The sequence below is a fragment of the Pirellulales bacterium genome, from assembly GCA_033762255.1.
Lineage (GTDB): Bacteria > Planctomycetota > Planctomycetia > Pirellulales > JALHPA01 > JANRLT01.
Window position 1 is genome coordinate 1 of sequence record JANRLT010000022.1, and the last position, 25,485, is coordinate 25,485.

The window sequence follows — 25,485 nt, forward strand, 5'->3', positions numbered from 1 at the left end:
TTGTCGCGAGCCAAAGTTGCTGCAATACGCCGAGATCGCCAAATACGGCACTCAGCTAGCACGGTGCCTGCGTTACTTTCCCCGCGAGCAACTGCTACTTTTAAAATTTGAGGACTTTGCCTCCGATCCGGGCACTGTTTATCGCCAGGTGCTGGGCTTTTTGGATCTTCCCGATGATGGCCGCGTCGATTTTCCCAAACATAATGAAGCCCTCCGCCGCCGCAATCCAACTCTTGCGCGGTTTTTCATCAATCCCCCCGCCTGGCTCCGAGGACCCGCCAGATGGATGGTACGACTGGGTCGCTCTCCCTGGACCCAACCGCTCAAGAATCTTAAAAATTGGATGATCAACCAGCCCGCGCCGCGACAGCCGCTATCGTCGGAATTGCGCGCCCGGCTGCAAGATTATTTTGCCCCGGACCTGGAGCTGTTTGCCGAACTCAGCGGCATTTCCGTCGAGGACTGGCTAGCCCCCCGTACATTCGCGGAGGCTCGATGAAAATCATCCTAATCGCCGATTATGGCTACGAAAAAGGAGGGGCCGAACGTGTCGCCTGGGCCAGCGCCCGCGAACTAGTGGAACGCGGGCACGAGGTGCTGGGCTTTTGCGCGGCGGGACCCGTGGATCCCACGATCATGCCCCCTGGAGAAAGTCCCTCTGGTGGAAGATTCTTGCTGGAATGTTTGGATCAGCCGGATTTGCTAAGCGGGGGCGTCTCCACCGCGCTCGGCCAGGGGTTGTGGAATCGTACCGCCGCCCGACATGCCACAGCGCTCTTTGAGCGGCTGGATCCAGCCGAAACAATCGTGCATGCGCATTCCTGGACCCATGCATTATCCAGTAGCCCCCTGGCAGCGGCATTGAATGCCCGCCTGTCACTCGTGGTAACCCTGCATGATTATTTTTTAGCTTGTCCCAATGGCGGATTTTATAATTTTCCCAGGCAAGAAATTTGTACGCTTGAGCCGTTGGGTTGGAAATGCCTGACGACCAATTGTGACGCCCGGGGTATCTCCCATAAGGCCTTTCGGCTGCTCCGCCAAATGGTGCAGCAGTGGCGGGGTAAAATACCAACAAGGTTGCGTCACTTTGTGTATTTATCCAATCTCAGTTTGGATATTTTGCGCCCGCATCTGCCGGCGGACGCGCAATTCACGCAAATCCCCAATCCCATTTTGGTTCCTCCCGGCCCCTCCAGCCAGCCCGCACAAAATGCCGAGTTGCTCTTTATTGGCCGCTTGGTTCCTGAAAAGGCGCCGCTTTTATTGGCCCAAGCGGCGGCAAACCTCAATTTGCCGGTAACATTTATTGGCACGGGCCCCTTGGCGGATGAGATCGCCCGGATCTATCCGGCGGCCAAGTTAACGGGTCAGTTACCAACCGAGGCGGTGCAGCAACGTTTGCGTATGGCACGGGCGTTGGTCTTTCCCAGTGTCTGGTACGAGACCCAGGGCCTGGTCGTACTGGAAGCCGCCGCGCAAGGAGTCCCCACGGTCGTGTCGGATGCCTGCGCCGCCCGCGAGTTTGTCGCTGACAATGAAACGGGCTGGTGGTTTAAGAGCGGCAATTTAGAGGATTTGCAGGCCAAGTTGCGCGGTCTGGACTCTGGCCATACGGTCGCGGCCGCCGGTCGACTGGCGTACGACCGCTTTTGGGCAAATCCTCCCTCGCTAAAACTGCATGGGGCGCGGCTAGAGAGTTATTACCAGCAAATTTTGCAAGCCAGAAAAGATGAATGGGCTAGCCCCGGGGAAGCAGGGGAGATAATGAATCCGCGCAACACCCCGATCCGCACGCCGGGCGGGGAGGTGCCGGAAGAGGCCCTTTTTACCGGCTAAGCCTGGAAAAAACGACAAAAATCCCTGATTACGGGGTTTTCCGCCGCTTCATGACTTACTTCCGCATTTTACCCTGATTAAACTGATTGTACGGGTTAAACACCTTTTGACTTTTTACGTGATATTATGGCTGCTCCAACGCTCACCCAATCCCTGACACCGTGGGCCTTGCTGGGATCAATCTGGCGGCAAAAGTTGTTATTTGTGGCCATCTTGGGCGGAATATTATTGGCGACCGCGACAGGGTTGTATTTTATCAAGAAAAAATATACCGCCACGGCGGATTTGTATATTCGACTGGGTCGCGAGACGATCTCGCTGGATCCCACGGTCACCACCGGCAAGGTGGCCAATATCACCGAGACCCGCGAGACGGAAATCAACTCCATCAATGAATTATTAATTAGCCGATTTTTGCTGGCGCAAGTGGTTGATGCTTATCCGGATCTGCATGAAATTTTAGAGGATGGGGGAGAAACCGTGGTCAACGCCACCCCCGGCGATCCTGCCGCGCAGTTTTATCTCAAGCCGGTATATAATTTACGGGACGAAGCCATCCGCACGCTGATTGAAAATCTCGAAGTCAGCATCGTCAAAAAATCCAATGTGGTGCATGTGGCTTACACGGCCAAGGATCCCATCATCGCCCAAAAGATACTCTCCACGATACTCAACCTTGGTCAGCGCAAGCACATGGAAGTCAACCGGACTGAGGGATCGCTGGAATTTTTTGATCAGCAAGTGCGCGATTTTAGCGGCAAGGTGGACGTCATTCAAGAAAAACTACGCGACTTTAAAAATGCGCGAAGCATGTCCCTGTTTGCCAAAGAACGGGAAATATTACTGGAAAGGATTGGCGGGTTAGAAACAGAATACCACCAGGCCCAGGCCACCATGGCGACATTAGAGCGGGAAATCCAGAGCCGCGAAAAAATACTAGCCGAAATGGAGCCTACCGTGGTATTGGCCGAAGTTTCGGGTTCGCCGCAATCAGCGGTCGAGGGAATGCGGCAACAATTGTACGCCTTGCAATTGCGGGAAAAAGAACTGTTGTCAAAATTGGACCCGGATAACGTCCAGATCGTGCAAATCCGGGAGCAAATTTCACAGGCACAAAAACAACTGGCCAGCGAAAAAAATGAACCGCAAATTACCCGCGGTTTGAATGAGTCATTTCAACAACTGGAAGTCCAGCAACTCGCCCAGCAGGCACAACGGGACGGCGTGGCCGCCAAGGTGCAAATGCTGGCGGAACAACTGGGCCAGGTCCGGGCGCAATTGGCCAAACTAAATTCGCACGAAGTTGATTTATCCGACTTGGAACGCGAGTTATCGATTAACACCGAAAATCTGCGGCGATACACAAATTTTGCCGAGCAAGCCCGGATTGACCAGGCGCTGGCCGAGGAAAGCATTTCCAATATCAACATTATGCCGTCGGACATTAGTTACACCCCCTCCAGCCCGCGCACCAAGTTAATCCTGGGATTGGCGGGGGTGATGGGCTGTTTCTTGGCGGCATTGGCCGCTTATGCCCGCGACCAACAACCGGCCAACTATCGCCTTCCCCCGGATCCCGCGCAGGTAGTTAACCCGCGCCCGCAGGACGAGAAATCCCTGGCGCATATCGGCATCAATTCACGTCTGGAACCGGTGGGTGGCGGCGTCTAGCCAGTTTATCTGGATTCATCATAGCACCCATCTCGCGGCGGCGTTACCAACCACTTGGCCAGCGCTGTTTGCGGATGGAAGCCGCTATCCATCGGGGTCACGCAATAAATTTCATTCATCTGGTCGAGCATTTCCCTTTATCAAAGAAGCCGCTCTCCGACTATCGAGGAGTGCCAGGCTTCACAGATTCGTAATTCAATGTCCGGGAAAGCTGATTATTCGCCGAATTTGTCCGTGGTCCAGCCGGACGAACCACCCCCTCCCCCAGAAGGGCTATTGCATGGCGGATTTTTTGCGCAGGCCGCCTGTCACCCAAATCGCGTGGCCCTGATCCAAGGTCCTCGTCAAATTACCTATGGACGTTTAGCGGGCCAGGCCTTGGCTATTGCCGCGCGGTTACGCACACGGGGCGTGGCTCCGGAAGCAACCGTCGCCATCGGCGCGCGCGATCCCCTGCACATGACCGCGGGACTGTTGGGTATCTTGGCAGCGGGGGGGGCCTATGTTCCCTTGGACAATAGTTATCCAGAACTGCGTCTTACCGGCATGCTGGAGGACGCCAAGGCCTCCTTGGTCCTAGGTGACGAAGAGTTGCGGCAAAAATGTGCCCCCTGGACGGCAAAACCATCACTGGATAGTTCAACATCAACTGCGGCTGGCACGAATGATAATCAAACAGTCGCTCCCGGCTGGATATCATTGACGGAATTACTCGCGGGTGACGATTCCCCTAGCGGAGTTGAACACGCTACTCAGGCACTTTTCCATCCTTCCCGCGTCGCCACCCGCCAACTTGCCTATGTGATCTTTACCTCGGGATCGACGGGACGGCCCAAGGGCGTGCAGATTGAACATGGCATGGCACAAACCACCATACCGGTCATCAATCGGCTTTTAAGCGTGACGGCCGCGGACCGGGTCTTGGCGGTCTCGTCCTTTAGCTTTGATTTATCGGTCTATGATATTTTTGGACTGTTAGCCGCCGGGGGAGGGGTGGTTTTTCCCGAGTCGGGCAAAGAACGGGACCCCCGCCACTGGCTGGAATTAATCGCGAGCCAGCGTATCACCCTGTGGAATTCCGTCCCCGCGCTCTTTGAAATGCTGGCCACTTGGTGCGGCGGCGATATTGCAGCCTCTCGCGCCCAGACCGCCACCTTGCGAGAGGCGCTCCTCAGCGGCGATTGGATTCCTCCCTCGCTACCCGATCGCTGGCGGGCAATTCAACCGCGGACGCGTTTGGTCAGCCTGGGAGGCGCGACCGAAGGAAGCATCTGGTCCATTTATCATCCCATCGAGCAGGTGGATTCGACCCGCCCCAGCATCCCCTACGGCCGCGCCTTGCCGGGCCAACAAATGTACGTATTGGACGGGACGGGGCAAATGTGTCCAGCGGGAGTCACCGGCGAAATCCACATTGGTGGGCCAGGCGTGGCCCGTGGATACGCCGGGCGGCCTGATTTGACCGCCGAGCGGTTCATCCCGGATCATCTGCAACATGCGGGCGACGGCAAACTTTATAAAACAGGCGATCTGGGCCGGTATTTTCCCGACGGTACGATTGAGTTTTTAGGCCGGGCCGACCAACAGGTAAAAATCGGTGGATACCGCATCGAATTAGGAGAGATAGAAACCGCCCTACGGCGGCATCCGCAGATTGCCGAGGCGGTGGTGGTGGCTCGCCGAGACCGTGGACCGGTCCCTTATTTGGCGGCTTACTATCAACCCCGGACCACGCTAGGGACACAGGACGGCGGTTTGGTCATCGCGGAATCCGACTTGGCGGCGGAGTTGGCCACCACATTGCCCGCGTATATGCTTCCCGCCAGTTATGTCCTCGTCAACAATTGGCCCCTCACAGCCAATGGCAAAGTTGATCGCCAGGCCCTCCCTACACCAGAATTGTCTGCTAACGGACAGGCGGCAAACGACAAATTCGACGCGACAACCCAGACTGCTCCCGACGCCGCGCCCCGTTATTCCCCGCAAGAGTTAGTCTGGCGGCAAAAATTGCTCCCCCTTTGGAACAAAGCGCTGGGCCAGTCACAAACAGATGACGATGCGGGCTTTTTGCGTTGTGGGGGAGATTCACTACGCGCGGTGGAACTTGTGCTAAAAGTGGCACAAACCACGGGCGTAACCTTGTCGCCGGTCTGGCCGCTGGGGCCTGATGCCACGTTGCACAATCTGGTAAAAATTGCCGCCAGCCAGGCGGCGCAGGCTAGCCCAAAGACGCGTTGCGCGGACTATATCGTGCCGCGGACAAAGTCCCAACCCAGCTACCCGGTCAGTTATCCGCAGCGACAGCTTTGGCTGGCCGATCAATTGGCGGGGGATAGTCCGTGCTACAATGTGCCCCTGGCCTGGGAATTTCACGGGGAACTGCGGGTTAGCGCGTGGCAAACCGCGCTTGCGCAAATTGTCCAGCGGCATGAAATTTTACGAACGGTTTATGTCAATACTGGCGGTCACGAGGTGCGGCAGCGGGTGTTATCCCAAGTTGACTTGCAAATCCCGCTGGTGGATTTGTCCTCCGCTGCTTTGCCGGACGCCCGTCAAGCCGCTATCGAGGCTATTTCCGCCGACGCCCGCGCTCGCTTTGATGTCGCCGCGGGACCGCTGCTGCGGGCTGCTGTTTATCGGCTGGCTCCCCGTGAATATATCCTCTCCATCAATATTCATCATCTCAATTGCGATGGCTGGACCGTGGGAATGTTGGGCCGGGAATTGTCCCAATTATATCAAGAATTGATCCAGGATCAGACGTTGGTCGACGCACCTAGCCGCTTGCACTATGCCGATTATGCGATATGGCAGCGGGAAACGGCAAAATTTGACCAGCAAGCCGACCTGGCCGAATATTGGAAATCGACCCTCCACGACCTACCGGAAAATCTGCTCTTGCCGACAGATGCGCCGCGCCCGACGTTGGTCGCGTACACCGGCGCTGCGCACCGGTTTACCATTGACGCCCCTTTAACGGCGGGGCTGGAGCAACTCGCCCGCCAGACCAACACCTCATTATTCGCGGTGCTGCTAACGGCCTGGCAGATTTTATTGGCCCGGATCAGCGGACAGGACGAATTTTGCCTGGGGACCCCCAGCGCGGGTCGACAGCGCAGCGGCCTGACAGATTTGTGGGGGTATTTGATTCACGTGCTCCCCTTGCGCTGTAGGCACTCCACCGGCGAAAGCGCGCTGGACCTCCTGGTTCGCAATGCGCGAACCGTGGCGGCGGCTTTGGCCAATCAGGATTATCCCTTTGAATCAATCATCAAAAATCTTGGCAGCGCGCACTTGCCACATGCCTATCCGCTATTTCCCGCGATGATCGTACTCGAGGAAGATCCCGCGAATTATTGGCAACTAGCGGGGGGGAGCCTGCGTGAATTGCCCATCCATAACCAGACCGCCAAATATGAAATGCTGCTCAGCTTGATGACGCGGCGCCAGGCTGACGCAACGGTATTCAACGATTCGCAAATCCCCGACCCTTCTGGTGCAAAAAGCCTGGCCACCATTAGCGGAGTATGGGAATATCGCGATGATTTATTCACCGCCGCGCGCATTCAGCGCATGTGCGGTCAGTGGCTGCAAATCCTGCGGCACATGGTGGCGGCTCCCCATGCCGTGTGGCATGATTTGCCCTTGCTGACCCCTCTGGAACAATCCGCGCTGACTCCGCGGCCCGCTTGGCGCAATACCGCCGCCGCCGCCTGCGCAAATGTGTTGGAGCTTTTTGCCGATCAGGCCCGTCGCCACGCCCGGGTGGCGGCGATCCACTCCGCGGAATGTGACATTACTTATGCCGAACTATACGCCCGCGCGATGGCCCTGGCCGCGCGGCTGCAACAGCGCGGGGTTCGGCCGGATACGCTGGTGGGACTCTCCTGCGAAAGATCTCCCGCCCAGCTTATCTGCGTTCTGGCCATTTTACAGGCGGGAGGGGCTTATGTGCCGCTGGATCCCGCCCTGCCACCCGAGCGGCTCAGCCGAATCATGGACATAGCCCGGCCATTTTTGGTGCTGGGGGATTCCCGCTCGCCCTTAGCGCGGTTTGTGCCACCAAGCGTCTGGTTGGACGTGGGCCAACTATTGACCGAGCCGCTTCCCACGCCGGAGTACTTGCCCTGTCCCGCCGGACCCGAAAATCTAGCCTATGTGCTGTTTACCTCGGGTTCCACGGGCGAGCCTAAGGGAGTGGCCATGCCCCACCGGGCATTGGTCAACTTGTTATTATGGCAAGTGGGAGAGTCCGAATTGCCCGTGGGAGCCCGGACGCTGCAGTTCGCCTCGCTGGGCTTTGATGTTTCCTTTCAAGAGATCTTTGGCACCTGGTGCGCGGGGGGGACGGTCGTCCCAGTTTCAGAGGACCAACGGTCCGACTTTGCCCAGTTAGCCGGATTGATTTGCGACCATCAAATAGCGCGGCTGTTTTTGCCATTTGTCGCTTTAGAATATGTGGCGGCGGCTTTACTTCCGCGCGTCTCCGCCTGTCCCCACTTAACCCAAATCATTACCGCGGGAGAGCAATTAAAAATCACCCCCCGCTTGCGTGAGTTTTTTTCCCTGCTGCCACGCTGTCGATTGTGGAATCATTACGGCCCCACCGAATGCCATGTGGTGACTTCCGCGGAATTAACGGGCGATCCCGCCACTTGGCCGGAACTTCCCCCCATTGGCCGCCCCATCGCCAACACCGTGGCCTATGTGCTGGACCGGCGCAGGCAACCGCTTCCCCCGGGTGTGCCGGGCGAACTTTTCCTGGGGGGCGCGTGCGTGGCGCGGGGGTACCTGTCCCAGCCCGAGTTGACCGCCGAAAAATTCCTCCCTAACCCTTTGCAACCGCATTCCGGAGATTTGCTTTATCGCACCGGGGATTATGCCTTTTGGAATGATGCGGGCGAGTTACAGTTCCAAGGCCGGCGCGACGATCAGGTAAAAATACGGGGACACCGGATCGAATTAGGGGATGTCGAGGCCGCCCTACGACAAAATCCCGCGATCAATCAGGCCGCAGTGCTCGCCTTGCGCGATAGCGCGGGGGACCTGTTTTTGCACGCATTTGTGGCGGGCCAGGGGGATTCAGGCCAAAAGGATGCCGACTTTTGCGCGGCGGCGAGAAGCGACCTGGCAACGCGTTTGCCCGTCTACATGCTGCCGCAACAGATCACCCGCGTCAGTCAATTGCCTCTCACGCCCAATGGCAAAGTTGACCGGGCGGCGCTATCCGCTTTACTAACGGCAAAGCTTCCCGGCGAGAGCGCCGCGCCGGAATGCCAGAATTATCACGAACGACGAATGTTGCGGGTCTGGCGACAAGTGCTTCAACAGCGCCATCTGCGACCCGAGGATGATTTTTATGACTTGGGCGGGGATTCGTTGTTGGCGGCTAGGCTGTTTACCGCCGTAGAGCGGGAATTTGGCGTGCAATTATCCCTCAGCGAGCTATTAACACGTTCCACTCCCCGCAGTTTGACCCGGTTAATTCTGGACAAGAACGCTCCTGCTGGCTGGAACTGTCTGCTACCGATTCAAGAAAGCGGGGAACTGCCGCCATTGTATGTTTTGCCCGGAATTGGCGGGGGGTTGGTTGATTATTTTGCCCTGTCGCGAATCATGGGCAATACGCAGCCAATCTATGGATTACAACCCCAGGGAAGCGACGGCAAAAGCCCCCCCCTGACGACGGTGCCGCAAATTGCCGCCCAATATGCCGAGCAAATCCGGCGATTGCAGCCGCGGGGACCGTATCACATTTTGGGATATTCATTTGGGGGAGTGGTGGCATATGAATTAGCCCAGCAGTTACGCGAGCGGGATTTATCCATAGGTTCATTAACATTGGTCGATGTCAGTTTTGAGGACGCGCGCGAGGAGCCGCTGCATAAACGAATCTGGTTTCACCTGCGCTATTTATTTTCCGGCCAGGCGGTCCTGAAGGCGCGGTATTTTACCAAACGGCTAAAAAACTTTTTGCGGCGGATGAAGTACGGTTTTCACGAGCGTTCATTGGACTATACGCTGGAATGCATGGACCTGACCCCCGCCAGCCGGCATGTGGCGGCGGCGCACTGGGAGGCCTGGACCAAGTATCGCCCCGTCCACTATGACGGACCGGTGACGGTGCTCCTAGCCGGGTGGCGGCAAGGAATCCATGGCGACGACCCGCAGGCCTGGGGATGGGAGCATCTAGTCCCCGCGGGCGTTACGACGCACCGGATTCCCGGCACGCATGAAAATCTCTTTAAGGGACAAAACCTGCAAATCTTGGCCAAAAAGCTGCATGAGATCTTGGCAATCGCGCACAATTGCCCGGAATCGGAAGAGAGCGCGGAAATTGCCGTTCACGACGCGGTCCCCTTAACGGTAGGATAGGTAAGCCAACTAGAAATTTTTTCCCCCCAAGGGTTGTCGGCAAAACAGGCACAACGCCGGACGACACTTTTGTATTGGTGCAGGATGCAACGAATTCTTGTGATCATTGGCTGGTTGTTGTTATGGTTTGTTTGTCCTGGAGAAAATCTAAAATTTTGCGCTCAAGGAGCGGATCCCGCGGCTCCCTCCGCGACCCGCCACGCATCGCATACAGTGGCCAAGGCACGCACCCTCTTGCGTGAATCCATTACAACCGATGAGTTGCGCGGCGTGATTGACTTTTTGGCGGATGACGCCCTCGAGGGACGCGACGCCGGATCGGCCGGGGGACGCGCCGCCAGTTCCTATTTGATTCAGCAATGCCAGCGCCTCAAACTGCGGCCCGCGGGAACGGATGGGCGTTACGATCAGCCGTTTGACGGCGGAATGCGGAATGTGCTGGCTGTGCTACCCGGCGCCGACCCCGAGGTGCGCGACGAATATGTGGTATTAGGCGCGCATTATGACCATGTGGGCTATGGAAATCGCAAAAATAGCAACGGCCCCATTGGCTACATTCATAACGGGGCCGATGACAACGCCAGCGGCGTGGCCAGCGTGCTGGAGGTTGTCCAGGGATTGGCGGAACTTCCCCAGCCCCCGCGACGCTCCATCTTGCTAGCCTTTTGGGATGGGGAGGAAATCAATTTGCTGGGGTCAAAACATTGGCTGGCTAATCCGACAATTCCCTTACGCGCCCTCAAAGCCAGCGTCAATATCGACATGGTGGGCCGCCTGCGAGATGACCGGGTCGAAGTTTATGGCACTCGCACCGCCCGTGGTTGGCGCAAATTGATCTGCCAGGCCAATCAAGCCGCCGACGCAGAACTGCTGCTCGACTTTACCTGGGAAATGAAAGCCGACAGCGACCATCACCCCTTTTATGCCGCGGGAATTCCCGTGGTAATGCTGCATACCGGCCTGCATGATGATTACCACCGCCCCAGCGATGACACGGACAAGCTGAATTATAAAGGTATGGAACGCGTCACTGAACACCTGGCCGAGGTCGTATGGCAATTGGCCAATGAGTTGCCAATCAGCGAGTTTCGCTCCGAATCCCGCGAAGAACGCCCCGCGCAGCAGGCTAAACTGGAACGCCCGCTGCCACCGCTCCCGGGTCGACTGGGCCTTAGCTGGAAGGAAAATAGTGATTTTTCCCGGGGTTTAACAATCGCCCAGGTCGCTCCCAAGGGACCCGCCGCGCAGGCGGGTCTGACCGCGGGAGGAGTGCTGCACACCTGGAACGGCGAGCCGATCAGCTCGACTGAGGATTTTTTGCGGCAGGTTTTTACCGCGCCGCGTGAGGTGACCGTGACGTGGACGCCCTTACCCGTACCGACTAAGGAACCTGCGGCAAAGGCGGATACCCCTCCCCCCCCCTCCGCCGTGCCCCAAACAGTTGTAATCACCCTGGTCGGCGATCCCGTTCACTGGGGACTGACTTGGCGCGTGGATAGCGCGGAACCGGAAAGCTTATTGATCAACCGGGTCATTCCTTTTTCGCCCGCGGCGCTGGCGGGGATCCAGGCCGGAGATCGAATTTACGCCGTAAATGACCAGGCCGTGGAGGGCTCGGACTGGTTTGAAAAGCAACTCGACCAGCCGGAATTAGAGTTTACAATCGAGCGCGCGGGAAAATTCCTGCTGAAAAAAGTTACCGCTTGGCCGTAAATGTCACTGGCGCGTTGTAAAAAACGCATGTTTATGTTGAGCAGGCCAGCCGCTGGGTTTCCCCCGGGATTTTTGCCACTCTTTTTCCCTCCCTGGTGGTCGTTCCTGCTAACGCCCACATGATCTACAGTTTGCGCAAAAAGTCCCAGGTATAAAGCCCAGTGTTGTGGCCGTCGGACCACGTGATGCGCAAGGCGTAGTTGCCCACGAGTTGGGCGTCCTGGATTGTGATTTGCGGATCAACCAGAGCGGGATTTAATATCCGCCGTCCCGTATGTTCATCCACGCAGGCGGCGCATTGGCAGGCAATCCGCAAGTCATAAAAGGCATACTCGCGGCAGGCGGCTTGATCCCAGATAATCCGCATTTGCCGTTCCGCGCGCAAAACCTGGATATCCGACGGGGGTGTTGGAGCGGGGGGTGGGGGTATGTTATTCATATGGCGGCTTGGTGCATTCTAATCGAACCGCCCCATCTGGTGGTGGCGGCTTCCTTGTTGATCCGCTGGGCATGTGTTATTCTACCACGTTTATTGGAATTCTTGCAGCTTTCTCACCCAATAATCACAATGCAGCAGCTTGCCGTACAGATTGCCGCCGCCACGCAGTTTATCCGTTCCGCCTGGCCAGCTCGCCCGACCGCGGGGATCATTTTAGGTACCGGTCTGGGAAATTTTACCAGTGAAATGCGCATTGAGGCGGAAATCCCGTATGAAACCATCCCCCATTTTCCTCGTTCAACGGCAATGGGACACAAAGGGCAACTGGTGTGCGGTACGGTCGAGGGGGTCCCCGTGGTAACGATGGAAGGGCGGTTTCACGCCTACGAAGGGTATGATCAATCACAGATCACCCTTCCCGTGCGGGTCATGCGGGAACTGGGAATATCCCTATTAATTATTAGCAACGCCAGCGGCGGACTGAACCCCCACTATTGTCCGGGCGAGATCATGTTGATCGAGGATCACATCAATCTGATGCTGGGACAAAACCCCCTGTTTGGCGTGAATGATGATCGCCTAGGCCCGCGGTTTCCCGACATGAGTCGGCCTTATGACCCCGGATTAATCGAGCTGGCGTTGGAGATTGCCCGGCGGGAAAACTTTGTCGCGCACCGCGGGGTGTACGTCTCCTTGACGGGACCGAATTATGAGACGGCGGCGGAGTATCGATTACTGCGGCTAATCGGGGGGGATGTGGTGGGAATGTCCACGGTGCCCGAGACGATCACCGCCGTGCATGCAGGGCTGCGGGTGCTGGCGCTATCCACGGTAACCAACGTGGCCAACCCGAACGCACTTTGCCAGACCGATGGCGCGGATGTCGTGGCCGCGGCCAGCCAGGCGGGACCAAACCTGGCCAAGATCGTAAGGGGGGTACTAAAACGATATTCGGTGGATACGGTGTGACTTACTTTGGTTGTGCCTCTTTTTGCTCTTCCGCGTTCAGCAGGCGGTAACGAATATCTTTAAGCGCGGCGGTGGTTTTCCAACTGGTCAGGCCCAGGGGCTTGCTAAGGAACATTTCATTGCGGATGGACAGTTTGGCCCCGCGAATATCTTTGTCGACGACCTCTTTGTCATCGATCCAGGCGGTGATCCGTTCCGGCAACACCCGCAGGCGGATTTTATACCAGGTCTGCGACTTTAGCTCTTGATGGCTGGATGTGTCATTCTCTGACGCATCATAGCCGTTGATGCTAGAGAGCCCCACCAAATTTCCCCCCCAACCGCCGATGATCAGCGTGCAAGGGCTATCCTGGACGGGAAAAGTCAGTCCGCAAAAAAAGTCGTTCCCTTCGACCCGCATGGCGGAAAGGGCGATTTCATAATTGGCCTTGGGAAAATCCGCCGTGTACGTCGCCCCCGTCGCGCCATTGCCAAAATTGAGCAGCAATTGCCCATCTTTGACCTCCACTTCGCCCTGAGCGCCAAAATCCGGAGCCTTCCAGTCCTTGAGTGTTTTGCCGTCAAACAGACTTTTCCATTCCGGTTCGGCGGCGTTCACGACCAGCGCGGACCCCCTTGCCAGGAGACACAGGCACAGGAACAAAGCGACAGAGCGCATAAATCAACCCTTTGAATTTAAACCAGGAAAGCAGACCAAGCTCTGGCTGTATCATGCCCGCTGCAATCATCCCCCGCAAGCATTTTTTACAGAATTACCAAAGTGTTTTTCCCACGCAAAGCGCTATGGAGATAGTGCCGAACTCAACTGACGAGAGAGAATTTCGTTGTTTCCTAAAAAAAAGCCAGACGTTTAGCGGTTACCATTCTGACTGAAATTTTGGCAGCGTACGGAAAGAGATGAATAATTTTCGCTACCGTCGGCGAATTTTTTGCGAAAAATCCTCATCATGCCGGTGCCGATACGCCAATTCATTGATCCGGGCGGAAGCCTGGACTTCGGCAAAGGGACGACGATTGTCAATCAGGCCCAAATCATAGGCCAGTCGCGGCGAATGCGCGGGCAACAGCGTTTCGGTCCCATAGCGAATGAGGTTCGGGCGCAACTCATTGACATGTCGGACAATATTGGTGGTGCAGTTATTGGTCAACGTGTTATAAAATTCCGGCTCATCGGCCAGTTGATTCGCTCGCCGCAGCATATTTTCAAACATTTTGCGGGCTTGTGCGGGAGTGGCTTTGGTCGGATACAAATACACATCCACCAGCCGCGCCGTCGTCCGCAAATTGATCAGATCGCGCTCGTCCCCCACCACGTATTGCAGTTCATACTGGTTAAAGAGCGCTTTCAGCGGATCATAGGTCTCGGTCGCCTCGATCCGCACTTCCGCCGAAATACAGACATACCGCTCACCGCCAAAGCCAAAACTGACCATCACATGGGCCAGGTCCGGCAGGTCGGCGAAGGGCACCACGATCAGATCCACCGTATCCAGTTTGCGCAGGTCAAACGTCGCATCATAATACTCCAGCTCAATCCGGCTTTCATCCGGCTGCGTGAACCGAGCGTTGCGAATATTATGAACCGTGACCAAGTCCCCTTGAAAATCGGCCGTGGCCAGTTGCGACAACGCGGGGACCCAGGCGCGCTCATTGCTGGGAACCAGGGCTTTGCAACCGCAGACAGTTAAGAAATAGCACAACCACAGCACTATTCCACGACCCATGTAGCAGGGCGCGGGCTGGGAACGCGGTCTAGCCGTGGGATAAAACAAACTGCTTTGCACTAAATTTACCGCCAACCGGGACAAACCATTCCAAAGCAGGAATAGCTTTTTAATAATGATTCAGCGGCAAATAAATAACAAAACGTGGCGATTTTTCCAAGCCAACTCTTGCTAGCAGAGAATGCAGTGGGGGAGCGGCATGGACATGCTAGCAGACAATTAGGCGAGCCATTTCAATTTTACATGCCCCCCATCTTCAGCTTATCCAATCCTTTTTGGGCCTCTTGGCCAGCCTCGGTATCGGCAAAGTCACGGGCGAGCGCCTCCATCCCCTTGAGTCCCCGGGAATTGGACGCTTGGCTGGGTGCGTTGAGTTGCTTCATATATTCCTCGAATTTTTTCTGGGCACTCAATTCTTTTTGAATTTCTTTCTCCTTTTTCATCTTATTAGCCATCGTGACCGCCGCTTGGGCTTCATCCAAACCTTGAAAGTCGCGTCCCAATCCCATCAAAGCCTTGTAAGCGGGCCATTTATTTCCGGCCTGATAATCCTCCTTTGCCGCGGTAAACTGCTGATTAAAGTCATTCAAGATGATCTCCCCCAGCGGTTTAAGGGCCGATTTGTCAGCTTCTTTTTTTGCCTGCTTGCGGGCTAGATTAAATCGGGCGACCGCCTCGGGCATATTGCCAACTTCCAGGCTCAGCCAGAGGGGTTTTAGTTCGGCGGCAATCCCGGCGGGATCGATTTTCCATTTAGCCTCGCCCACCAGGCCATCCACAACCGCGGTCAAATTGTTAGGGTCGGCGGGAATGACCCCGCCATTCGGAGTAATCACCCGACACTGGTAGATATTTTGCAAACTGATTTCAGAATTTAGCAGCGACTTTTCATAACTGCGATCCAGATCAACAATGGCCGGCCACTTGACGCCGACTTCCTTTAAATATCCGGCCACCGCCGCTGGCGCGTTGCCGGAATTGACCGCCACAAACAAGACCGGCTTATCACGATACTTGTCTGCCTGTTGCAGCCGATTGGGCCAGGCTCCTTTGCATTTGGGGCAATCTTCTTCATAAAAATACAAAACCACGACTTTCCCCTTTAGACCTTCCATCGTCAAGGGACTGGTGTTGAGCCACAACTTGGGGAATTCAATTGCCGTCTCCTGGGCCCAGCCGGGGACTGCCGAAAACAAACAACCGCAAATCAGTACCAAGCAGGGCCAAAAACCCCTGGGAATGCAAGCTGGCATCGCGACAACTCCCCTACAAGAATTGCTAATGTAAAGAAAACCGCAAGATCGCATCATACGCTGCGTGACTGCGGCTTGTAAAGCAAATTTGATGATTCCCAGACCAATCTAAATGACGGTGGACTAATTTCATTTAACGGGGGAATAAGATTCACTTGGGATTTTTACGGCTCTGTATTTGTTACATTATTGTGACACCAAAATCCTGGGATTTACAGTAAAATATGGCTGTTGAGGGGAATTGGCGGGAACTTTTACTTCTAGTGCCACGTCAAATTTAAGCAGACTATTGTCACTCAGCTCCTTAAACTGTTTGTTGACGGGATGCTTTTTTACCGTGCGTCGGCACAAAATGGATTTTTTTGCCTAACTTTTCGACCCGCGGTGAGTGCTTTGGCAAATTACAGCCAGTTAGTGCCACAATAGCCGTAAATCTTTCCCGCTTTTTGCCCATCGCCAACGCTACTTTTGCATTGAGGGAGTTCACTTATGCGAGTTACAGGCCATCTTGTCCGGCAATGTTCGCGGCAGTTGTGGGTGAGGTTTCTTTTAGCCACCGCTCTGGTTGCAATGATGTTGCCCATCGCCAAGGCTCAAGAAGCAGACAATCCGGCAACCACAAAATCCGGTAACGCCACGTCAGCCAATTCGCAAAATGAGCAGAACACCCCTAAGCTGCGTGAATTCAAACTTTCCGCCGAGATAAGCCAGAAATTCCAGGATCGAGATTACGCCGCCGCTATTCAACTTATCGACGCAGCCCTGGCCCAGGCAGAGGCCGCTCCAGCCGCTCCCCCCGCCGCGGCTGATCAAGCTACTCCTCCCGCGGCGGCGGATACCGCCGCCACGATGCAGCGTGATTACTTGCTTTTTATGAAAGCGCGCGCGCTGCACCTCAGTGAAAAATACGCGGACGCTGTTACAGTGCTGGATAACCTGATCAAGGATTTTCCGCGCAGCCCCTGGGCACAGCGGGCCCGCTTTGCCAAAGGGGCAGCCTTTGCGCGGCAGGGGGACTTTTTGAACGCCGAAAAAATTTATCGGCTCGAGGCGCAGCGGCTGCTCTCCCTCGACCGCAAACAAGAGATCGCTGATATTTACCTGGAATTTGCCCACGCTTATTTTCAACCCAAGGATGAAATTGCCCAACAACCCAATTATCAAAAGGCGCTGGAGTTTTATCAGCAGGCATTGCTGGTCGGTCCACAACCCGAGACTGTGGCACTTTTGGAATTGCGCATCGCGCGTTGCTATCAGTTGCTGGCCAATTTGCCCGAAGCGATCAATCATTACCAGGCATTTTTGCAAAAGCATGGCAGCGGCGAACAGCGCCCCGCGGCAAAAATGACCCCCGCCCAGCGGGACCGCGATATCGAAGCCCGCTATCGCCTGGGCGAGGCGCACTTGGCCAGTGGCCAACCGGTGGAGGCCCGCCGCGTATGGCAGGATTTGCTGGCCATTTACCCCGGTGATAAGCACGAACTATTGCCGTTGGCGGCATTTACCCTCGCGCAGACTTTTGGCATTCCCAATCCCAGCGGCAAGGAAGATCTAGAATTGGGTGTTGCAGCCTTGGAAAAATTTATTAAGCAATACCCCACCCATGCCAAAGCTCCCGCCGCGCATCTGCAAATTGCCAATAGTTATCTAAATCAAGGCCGGTCCCCGGACGCGCAGCGTGTTTTGGAAAAGTTTTTGGCGGATAAGCAGTACGAAGGCAAAGAAGAATTAGCCGACGCGCGCAAACTTCTTGGCCAGGCGCTGGCTTCGCAAAAGCTATTCGCACAGGCCCTGGCAGCGTGGCGGGATTATCTGGCCAAGCATTCGGCCCATGCCGCCTGGCAGGAAGTGCAGCAAAACATTATTAACACCGAATTTTTGATCGCGCAAGAGGATTTTAACGCAAAGAAGCATGATAGCGCGCGGCAGTTGTGGAACGAGTTTTTAGCCAAGTATCCGTTGGATTCCCGCATTCCGCTGATCATGCTGCGATTTGGGCAAATGCACCAAGAGGACCACCAGTGGGAACAGGCGATCACCGAATGGCGCAAACTGGTCAGTAAATACCCCCAATCGGAAGAAGCCTCGCAGGCGCAACTACAGATCGCGATCATTACCGAGACCAAGCTTAAAAAGCTGGAACGCGCGCTTGAGGAATATAAAAAAGTGACCTGGGGAAGCGCCGTCAATCAGGCTAAATATGCCCTAGCGCGGCTGACGTCCAAATTCTTGCAAGTCGCCACCGCGCGGATTTACCGCACGACCGAAAGCCCGCGCGTCATGCTGCAAACCCGCAATATCCCGCAAATCACGGTTCGTTGCTACCGGATCGATCTGGAAACTTACTTCCGCAAGATGCATCTGATTGGCGGTATCGAGGGGCTGGATATCGCGCTGATCGATCCTGACAAAACGTTTGAATTTAATATTCCCGATTACGCCCAATATGAGTTACGGCAAAACGAGGTGGAGGTCCCCCTGCCGTCGCTGGACAATGCCGCGAAAGACGCCGCGCAGGGGGGGGTGGCCGGGGCGATGGCCGTGACCATTAGCAGCCCCACGCTGGAGGCGACCACGCTGGTCCTGCAAAGCGACCTGGACATCATTGTCAAAAGCAGCCGCGACGAAGTGCTGGTTTTTGCCCAAAATATGCGCACGGGCAAACCGTGGCCAAAAGCCAAAGTCCTGCTAAGCAACGGGCAGACCGTGTTTGCCGAAGGGACCACCGACGACGAGGGGATTTTCCGGGGTCAGTTTAATCAACTGGCCGAGGCGAACTTGGTCCGCGCATTTGTCACCAGCGGACCGCATACCGCGTCCAATGCCATCAATTTACAAGGGCTGGAAGTGGGCCGCTCGCTGACGGATATTGGCTACATCTATTCAGACCGGCCCGCGTACCGCGCTGGTCAGGTGGTGCATATTCGGGGGGTCATTCGCCACGCGGCCAATGACGAATACCAAGTCCCCACGGATAAAAAGTGCAAGATCGAAGTCTTTGACCCGCGCAATCGTCCTATTTGGACCGAGGAAGTGCAATTGAGCAAATTTGGCGGTTTACGGGGGCTTTTTACACTCCCTGCCACCAGTCCCAGCGGGGAATATCGCATCCTGGTGACCGACGTGGATAAGCGCGTCTTTCCCGGCGTCTTTCGAGTGCGCGACTACAAGATCGAGCCGATTCAACTACTAGTCGAGACCGACCGTCGCATCTTTTATCGGGGAGAGGAAATCACCGGTAAACTCGTCGCCCGTTACTATTACGGGGCACCGGTTGTGGGCAAGGAATTGCGCTATCAACTGGCCAATGGCAAAGTGGTCACCGGTCGCACCAACGACAGCGGTGAAGTCCCCTTTACGTTCCCGACCCGTGATTTTCGCGAGTCCCAGGTCCTGCCGCTGCAGGTCAGCCTGCCCGAACGGAACATCGCCATCACCCAAAACTTCTTCCTGTCGAACACCGGCTTTTCCGTGGCGGTCACCACGACGCGCCCCGATTTTATCGGCGGTGAAACCTGGGAAGCCACGATCAAGGCCTTGGATGCCGAAAATAAGCCCCTCGCCCAAGAGTTGACCCTGCGAGTTTTGAAACAAACCGTGGTCAACGGGATTGTCGGCGAACAGGAAATCAGCCAGCACAAGGTTAAAACCGATGCCGCGACAGGCATCGCCCGCCAGACGCTCAAACTGGACGATGGCGGCACGTACATCCTACGGGCGGAGGGGACGGACCGCTTTGATAACACGATCAGCGGGCAGGGGGCCGTAACGATATCCGATGAATCCGACACCACTCGGCTGCGGATTTTGGCCGATAAGCACACATTGGAGGTGGGAGAGCAAGCCAGCGTGCAGATCCACTGGCGGGACGAACCGGTGCTGGCGTTAGTGACGTTTGACGGGGCCAAGATTTTGGACCATCGGTTGGTTGAGCTAAAAACCGGCGTGAATCAGTTTCCCTTGCCCTTGACGGCCAAGTTGGCTCCAAATTTTGAACTGGCCGTCGCTGTGATGCACGACTTGCCGGACGAAGAAGCAACCGCGTTGGAGACTGACGAAGCCAGCCCCGCCGCCAAAGAGGCGGTAAAAGCTGCCGCCGGTGCCGTCCCGCTCCCCGCTAAAAAACCCAAGCTGGTGCGGCGCTTTCATGAGGCCCGCAATGCCTTTGACGTGCAGCGTAAATTACGGGTGTCATTGGAAACCCAGCGCAAAGGGAACGCCATGGGGCCAATTCGTCCCGGCGAGGAGGTCGAACTGGTCATCAAAACCACCGACGCCCTCGGAAATCCGCTGGCGGCGGAACTCAGCCTGGGCATGATCGAAAAGTCGCTGTTGGACCAATTTGCCATGCCCATGGGGCCAATCGTGGAGGCATTTGGCGGGGCGCGGCGGACATCGGCTTTTCGCACGGGTTCCAGTATTCAGTTTCGGTATCGTCCCGCCACACGGGCGATCAACCGGCAACTGTTGGCCGAAGTGGAGCGGCGGGAACTAGCCGCTGAAGAAGAAGCCCGCCGCGCGGCGGGGGTGCCGTTTGACGCAATTTTGACCTGGAGTGCCGATGAGAGGAACGTCGATTTGAGCGAATTAGGCGCGATTCGCGATACGAATAGTGAAACAGCTCTTGAAAGCCGCGGAGACCCGTTTGGTTATTACAGTGGGGGTGAAGTCCCACAAAACCAGCAATTGCAGCAATCGGCAAACGCGGAATCTAATGGCACTTCTGGCTTTAATTTTCATGTCGGTCCGTATCGAGGATGGACTGCGGGAGGTGCAGGCGGCGGACAGCCGGCTCAGGGCGGAAGCCAAAACCAGGTATCTATTCAGGAATTTAGCTCTCTCGCCGCGAACTCCGCTCCGCGGGGAGGTGCGGCAACTCAGGAAGATTTTGATAGCTTAGTCAACAACATTGTCACAAGAACAATCCCCCCAGATACAGATCATCAAACGGCAAACGCATCCGATTGGAGCGAATTAAGCTTTAATCAGGATCTCCCCGCCATTTATGACGGCTCCAACCGGGGCAAAGCCCTTTCCGAAACCAACACCGCGAATTTTTATAATAACATTCGCATGGGGAACCGCGACTTGATGATGTGCAACCCCAGCACCGGTGAACAATGGAATCTCAACATTTCCAACTCCCTGGGCAAAAACTTTACCGTGGCGATGGTGGACGAACTTTGCCGCAAGGTTGCCGCCGGCGGAAATTTGGTCATGAATTCCAGCGGCTCGCAGGAAACTGGTTACTGGAATCCACAAATCCTGACCGATGAAAACGGGCTCGCTCGCCTAACCATTACCATGCCCGATCAGGCGACCGCCTGGAGCTTGACGGCGCGCGGGGTCACACTGGAAACCCTGGCGGGTGAAGCAACCGCCGAACTGACGGTCAAGAAAGACCTCTTTGGCGAACTCAAGCTCCCCGCCGCGTTTACCGACGGCGATGAGGTGGACGTGCTAGCCGTCGTGCATAACGACGCCGTGGAAAAAGGAGATTTGACGGTCACGCTGCGCACGATCATCGGCGGCAAACTGACAGAGGAGCGCAAAACCCTCGCTGTGATGGCGAAGGGAATTCACGAAGTTCCGTTCCGTATCAAATTGCAACGGCCGGTCAATCCGCCGCTGTCCGCGAAAGCTGCGGAAGCCCCCGCTGATAAACTGCCCATGAATGACGCGCAACCGGACGCAAATGCTGAAAAACAGCCGGACACCCCTAAAACTGACACCTCTAAAATTGAAAACGCTAAACCCGATGCCGCCAAAGCGGAAGCCGCCAAAACTGATGCCACCCAGGAACCGACCGATCCCCTGGCCAATGTGCTGGTGGCGTTTGAACTGACGATCAACGCACCCGTGGCCGATAATGTTCCCCCTCAGGCCGATAATCCACCCGCCAATCAACCCCAGGTTGCGGAACTGACGGACACGCTCCGCCGGGTGGTCCCGCTGTTGCCTTATGGCGTGACGCTCTCATCCGCCAGCGGCACAACCGCCAGTGGCGATACCAGCCTCTGGGTGGAGCCGCCTGCGGGAATCACGCTGCGCAATCCGCATTTGCAAGTCATTCTAGGCCCCTCTGTCGAGCGGGGGTTACTTGATATTTTGTTCGGTACGCCGGTTAGTTGCCATTTGGATGTGCTGCGCAGTGCTTCTAGCATGGAAATTGCCACCAGCGACCTGCTCGCGGCCCTGGCACTACAAAAGCTCTATAACAAAACCCGCGACGCCGGTTCGCCTCAATTACAGGCGATCGACGCCCGCATTCGTTCCTGCATCAGCCAGTTGATTTCCGCCCAGGGGGACGACGCCAGTTGGTCCTGGTCGGGCCAAACGGGTCCCGGGCATTTATTTACCACGGCGCGGGTGTATTGGGCTCTCACGCTGGCCCGCCAGGCGGGGTATCTCATCAGCGATCAAACGCTGGAGGCGACTCGCAATTATTTACAGTCGCAGCAGACCAATCTGGCCGAGACCGACTACGAGACCAAAGCCGTGATCCTGCACGCGCTTTCCGTGGCGGGGCAGGGGGACTTTGCCGTGGCGAATCGCCTGCATCGCAACAAGGCCGCGCTCAGCCCGACCGCGCTGGTCTACACAGCGCTGGCCTTTGCCGAGATGCAACGGATTCCCGTGGCGAATGAGTTACTCACCGCCATCCCGAATGAAGCCGCGCTGGTGGACCTTCCCACGCGCCGCGGCACGCCGCGCGATATTTTGACCTGGAACTGCTCTGGCGCGGAACTGCGGGCGTTGCAAGCGTTGGCCTGGTCCAAGATCGCCCCCGAGGATAAGAAGCTAGGCGAATTGGTCGATTGGCTCATGGCGAATCGCTCGGGTCATCGCTGGAATCCGGAAAAAGCGACCGGTCCCGCCGCCCTAGCCGTATGCGACTGGTTTGCCAAACGTCAATTTGAGAATGAAAAGTACACGCTCAAGGTTTTTGTCAACGACTTTTTGATTCAAGAATTGACCATTGATCAAACCACGGAAACCGCAATTTTGGACGTGCCGCGCCGCCTGCTCAAGCCGGGCAAGCAACACATTCAATTGCAATTGACCGGACGGGGCCGCTTTACGGCGCAGGCCGTGCTGGCGGGCTTTGTCCCGGCCAATGAACTGCAAAACACCACCAAAAACTGGCTGGTCCGGCGGACCTACGAGCCCGCCCCGCGGGAACTCAATGGGCGCGAGGTGCCGCGCGGATTTGACGTTTTGCAGGGTACGTATAGCACGTTTCGCAATCCGCTCACGCAGCTTCCCGTTGGTCAAAAAGGGCATATCTTGCTCGAGGTTCACCGCCAAAATCTAGTTCCCGATCAACCGGCCGAACAACTGGAATATCTGGTCGTGACCGAACCACTTCCCAGCGGCGTAAGCGTGTTTGAAACTTCGCTGCAAGGAGGCTTTGAGCGGTACGAAATTTCCCCCGGAGCCATCACGTTTTATATTGGCAACCGCCGCGATATTGGCACAATCCAATTTGACGTGCATGGCTATCTGGCGGGCGAGTACCGCGCGGCACCCACGCTGGTCCGCAACTCTTATCAACTGGATCAACTGGCCGTCGGTCCGGAAAAAACCCTCACCGTCCTCCCCCTGGGTGCCGCCAGTCGGGACGAGTATCGCTTTACCCCGCGCGAACTATTGGAATACGGTCGGCATTTTGCCGCCGAGGGAAACTATGCCGTCGCCCAGCCCCATTTGACGGAACTGTTTAGCAAATGGAACCTCAACCCGGACACCTTCCGCGAAACGGTCAAGCTGCTGTTTGCCGCCCACCTCAAGCTCGGCCCCCCCGGCGATGTCGTCCGCTATTTTGAACTGATCCGCGAGCGCTATCCCGACGAGGATGTCTCGTTTGAACAAATCTTGCAAGTCGCCGCGGCCTACGAAAAGCTGGGCGAGTACGAACGCTGCTTTATGCTGTACCGCGCAACCGTGGAAGCCAGCTTTATGCGGGAAAACGGGGTCGCGGGCTTTTTGGAAAATCAGGGGGAATTTTTGCGCAGTGTGGAGGTCATGCAACGCCTATTGGCGGAGTACCCCCCGGAGCCTTACGTCGCCGCCACGCAGTACGCGCTCGCCCAGCGGGTCTATTCCTATGCCCCCCGCGCGGCGGATGATCCCAAACTGCGGGAAAAGAAAATCAACCGCGTCACCTTAATCCAGCAGGCGCTGGGGATGCTGGATAACTTTTTGACGATGCATCCCAACGATCCCGCGGCCGATCAGGCGGCGTTTAGCTTGTCGAACGCGCTATTAGAGTTGCAGGCTTACTCCGAACTGATCACCCGCGCGACTCAATACGCGGGCCGTTATCCCCAAAGCGACTTTTTGGACAGCTTTTGGTATCTTGTGGCTTACGGCCACTTTGCCAAACATGAACACCAGGCCGCGATCAAAATGGCCAAGAAAGTGGCCGAGACCAAACGGATCGACAAAGCCACCGGCAAGGAAATCGAAAGCCCCAACAAATGGCAGGCGATTTACATCCTGGGCCAGGTTTATCATAGTCTGGGCCAGGCGGGAGAGGCCGTCGCGCAGTATCTGCAGGTGGAGGACCGCTTTGCCGATGCGAAGCAAGCCATCGTCTACTTTACCCGTAAGGAGATCAAACTGCCGGAAGTCACCACGCTCAAGCCGGCCGAACCGGTCCAGGTGGAACTGGCCTACCGCAACATTCCGGCGGTGGACCTCAAGGTATATAAGATCGATCTAATGAAGTTTAGCTTGCTAAAACGAAATCTGGCAGGCATTACCCAGATCAATCTGGCGGGCATCCAACCCAGTCACGCCGAAACCCTGGAACTGGGCGATGGCAAGGATTATCGCGACCTGACACGGCAACTGCAGTTGCCACTAAAAGAGGAGGGGGCGTATTTGGTTGTGTGTCGCGGTGAAAATCTGCATGCCAGCGGGCTGGTACTGATTAGTCCGCTGGTCGTGGATGTGCAGGAAGAAGCCGGGGCGGGACGCGTGCGGGTAACGGTAAAGAATCGCGTGACTGATGAATACGTGAATCAGGTGCAGACCAAGGTCATTGGCAGCCGGAACGCGGACTTTGTCAGCGGTGAAAGCGATTTGCGCGGGGTCTTTATCGCGGATAATATCGCGGGGACCAGCACCGTGATTGCCCAGGCCAGCGATGGCAGGTACGCGTTTTTCCGTGGCACGACTGAATTGGGACCGCCCCCCGCGCAACCTAATCAAGCAGAGGCTGCGCCTGCTGCCGATCCCGCCGCCCAACCACCCGGCTCGGCACCCGGTAAGGATGGCTTGTTGATTGAGCAACTGCAGCGGGGGAATGAAATGCTACAACAACGCCAAAAAGAAGTCCTGGACAACAATTACAAGGCTCCCGCCCCCGCGGCGGTCAAGGCGGGGAAGGCGTTTTAGGCCAAACGCCCCCAACCCCGCAAAAAAGTGTTTGCCGCACGAATCTCATGCACCCATTGCCGCGATTTGCGTAAATCGCGGCATTTTTTATTGCCAGCAG

Annotated in this window: 11 protein-coding genes; 7 read left to right on the forward strand and 4 right to left on the reverse strand. The window is 56.3% G+C overall.

All coding sequences use genetic code 11. From position 1 onward, the window contains the following. The 5 genes from SFX18_06925 to SFX18_06945 form a co-directional block, all read left to right on the forward strand. Nucleotides 1-499 (forward strand): hypothetical protein (locus SFX18_06925; protein MDX1962866.1); only part of this gene is annotated, 499 nt, incomplete at its 5' end. Continuing rightward, complete coding sequence (locus SFX18_06930; protein ID MDX1962867.1) at nt 496-1,839, forward strand: glycosyltransferase family 4 protein; 1,344 nt, start codon at nt 496-498, stop codon at nt 1,837-1,839. The genes SFX18_06925 and SFX18_06930, both read left to right, overlap by 4 nt. A 126-nt stretch (nt 1,840-1,965) precedes the next feature. Further along, nucleotides 1,966-3,510 (forward strand): hypothetical protein, encoded by a 1,545-nt coding sequence (locus SFX18_06935; GenBank protein MDX1962868.1) that lies wholly within the window; start codon nt 1,966-1,968, stop codon nt 3,508-3,510. A gap of 198 nt (nt 3,511-3,708) precedes the next feature. Further along, on the forward strand, nt 3,709-9,885 hold the full coding sequence (locus SFX18_06940; protein MDX1962869.1) for an amino acid adenylation domain-containing protein: 6,177 nt from the start codon (nt 3,709-3,711) through the stop codon (nt 9,883-9,885). A gap of 84 nt (nt 9,886-9,969) precedes the next feature. Further along, entirely contained in the window at nt 9,970-11,598 is a 1,629-nt protein-coding gene (locus SFX18_06945; protein MDX1962870.1) for a M20/M25/M40 family metallo-hydrolase, read from the forward strand. A 124-nt stretch (nt 11,599-11,722) separates the two neighbouring features. Here the strand turns inward: SFX18_06945 and SFX18_06950 are convergent, their stop codons facing one another. Beyond that, nucleotides 11,723-12,037, reverse strand: coding sequence for a DUF971 domain-containing protein (locus SFX18_06950; GenBank protein ID MDX1962871.1), 315 nt, complete (start codon nt 12,035-12,037; stop codon nt 11,723-11,725). Between the two features lie 129 nt (nt 12,038-12,166). On the opposite strand from SFX18_06950, the gene SFX18_06955 reads away from it, so the two are divergent. Next, nucleotides 12,167-13,006, forward strand: a complete 840-nt coding sequence (locus SFX18_06955; GenBank protein MDX1962872.1) for a purine-nucleoside phosphorylase — start codon at nt 12,167-12,169, stop codon at nt 13,004-13,006. A 1-nt stretch (nt 13,007) separates the two neighbouring features. Here SFX18_06955 and SFX18_06960 read toward each other — a convergent pair whose 3' ends face one another. From SFX18_06960 to SFX18_06970, 3 genes are all read right to left on the reverse strand, one after another. Then, nucleotides 13,008-13,664, reverse strand: coding sequence for a DUF1080 domain-containing protein (locus SFX18_06960; GenBank protein ID MDX1962873.1), 657 nt, complete (start codon nt 13,662-13,664; stop codon nt 13,008-13,010). 253 nt (nt 13,665-13,917) lie between these two features. Beyond that, on the reverse strand, nt 13,918-14,730 hold the full coding sequence (locus SFX18_06965; GenBank protein MDX1962874.1) for a DUF4105 domain-containing protein: 813 nt from the start codon (nt 14,728-14,730) through the stop codon (nt 13,918-13,920). A 239-nt stretch (nt 14,731-14,969) separates the two neighbouring features. Continuing rightward, nucleotides 14,970-15,983, reverse strand: a complete 1,014-nt coding sequence (locus tag SFX18_06970; protein ID MDX1962875.1) for a redoxin family protein — start codon at nt 15,981-15,983, stop codon at nt 14,970-14,972. A 570-nt stretch (nt 15,984-16,553) separates the two neighbouring features. Here SFX18_06970 and SFX18_06975 point away from each other — a divergent pair. After that, nucleotides 16,554-25,385 carry an MG2 domain-containing protein gene (locus SFX18_06975; GenBank protein ID MDX1962876.1) on the forward strand — a complete coding sequence of 2,944 codons (8,832 nt, stop codon included), beginning with the start codon at nt 16,554-16,556 and terminating at the stop codon, nt 25,383-25,385. Nucleotides 25,386-25,485 lie beyond the last annotated feature (100 nt).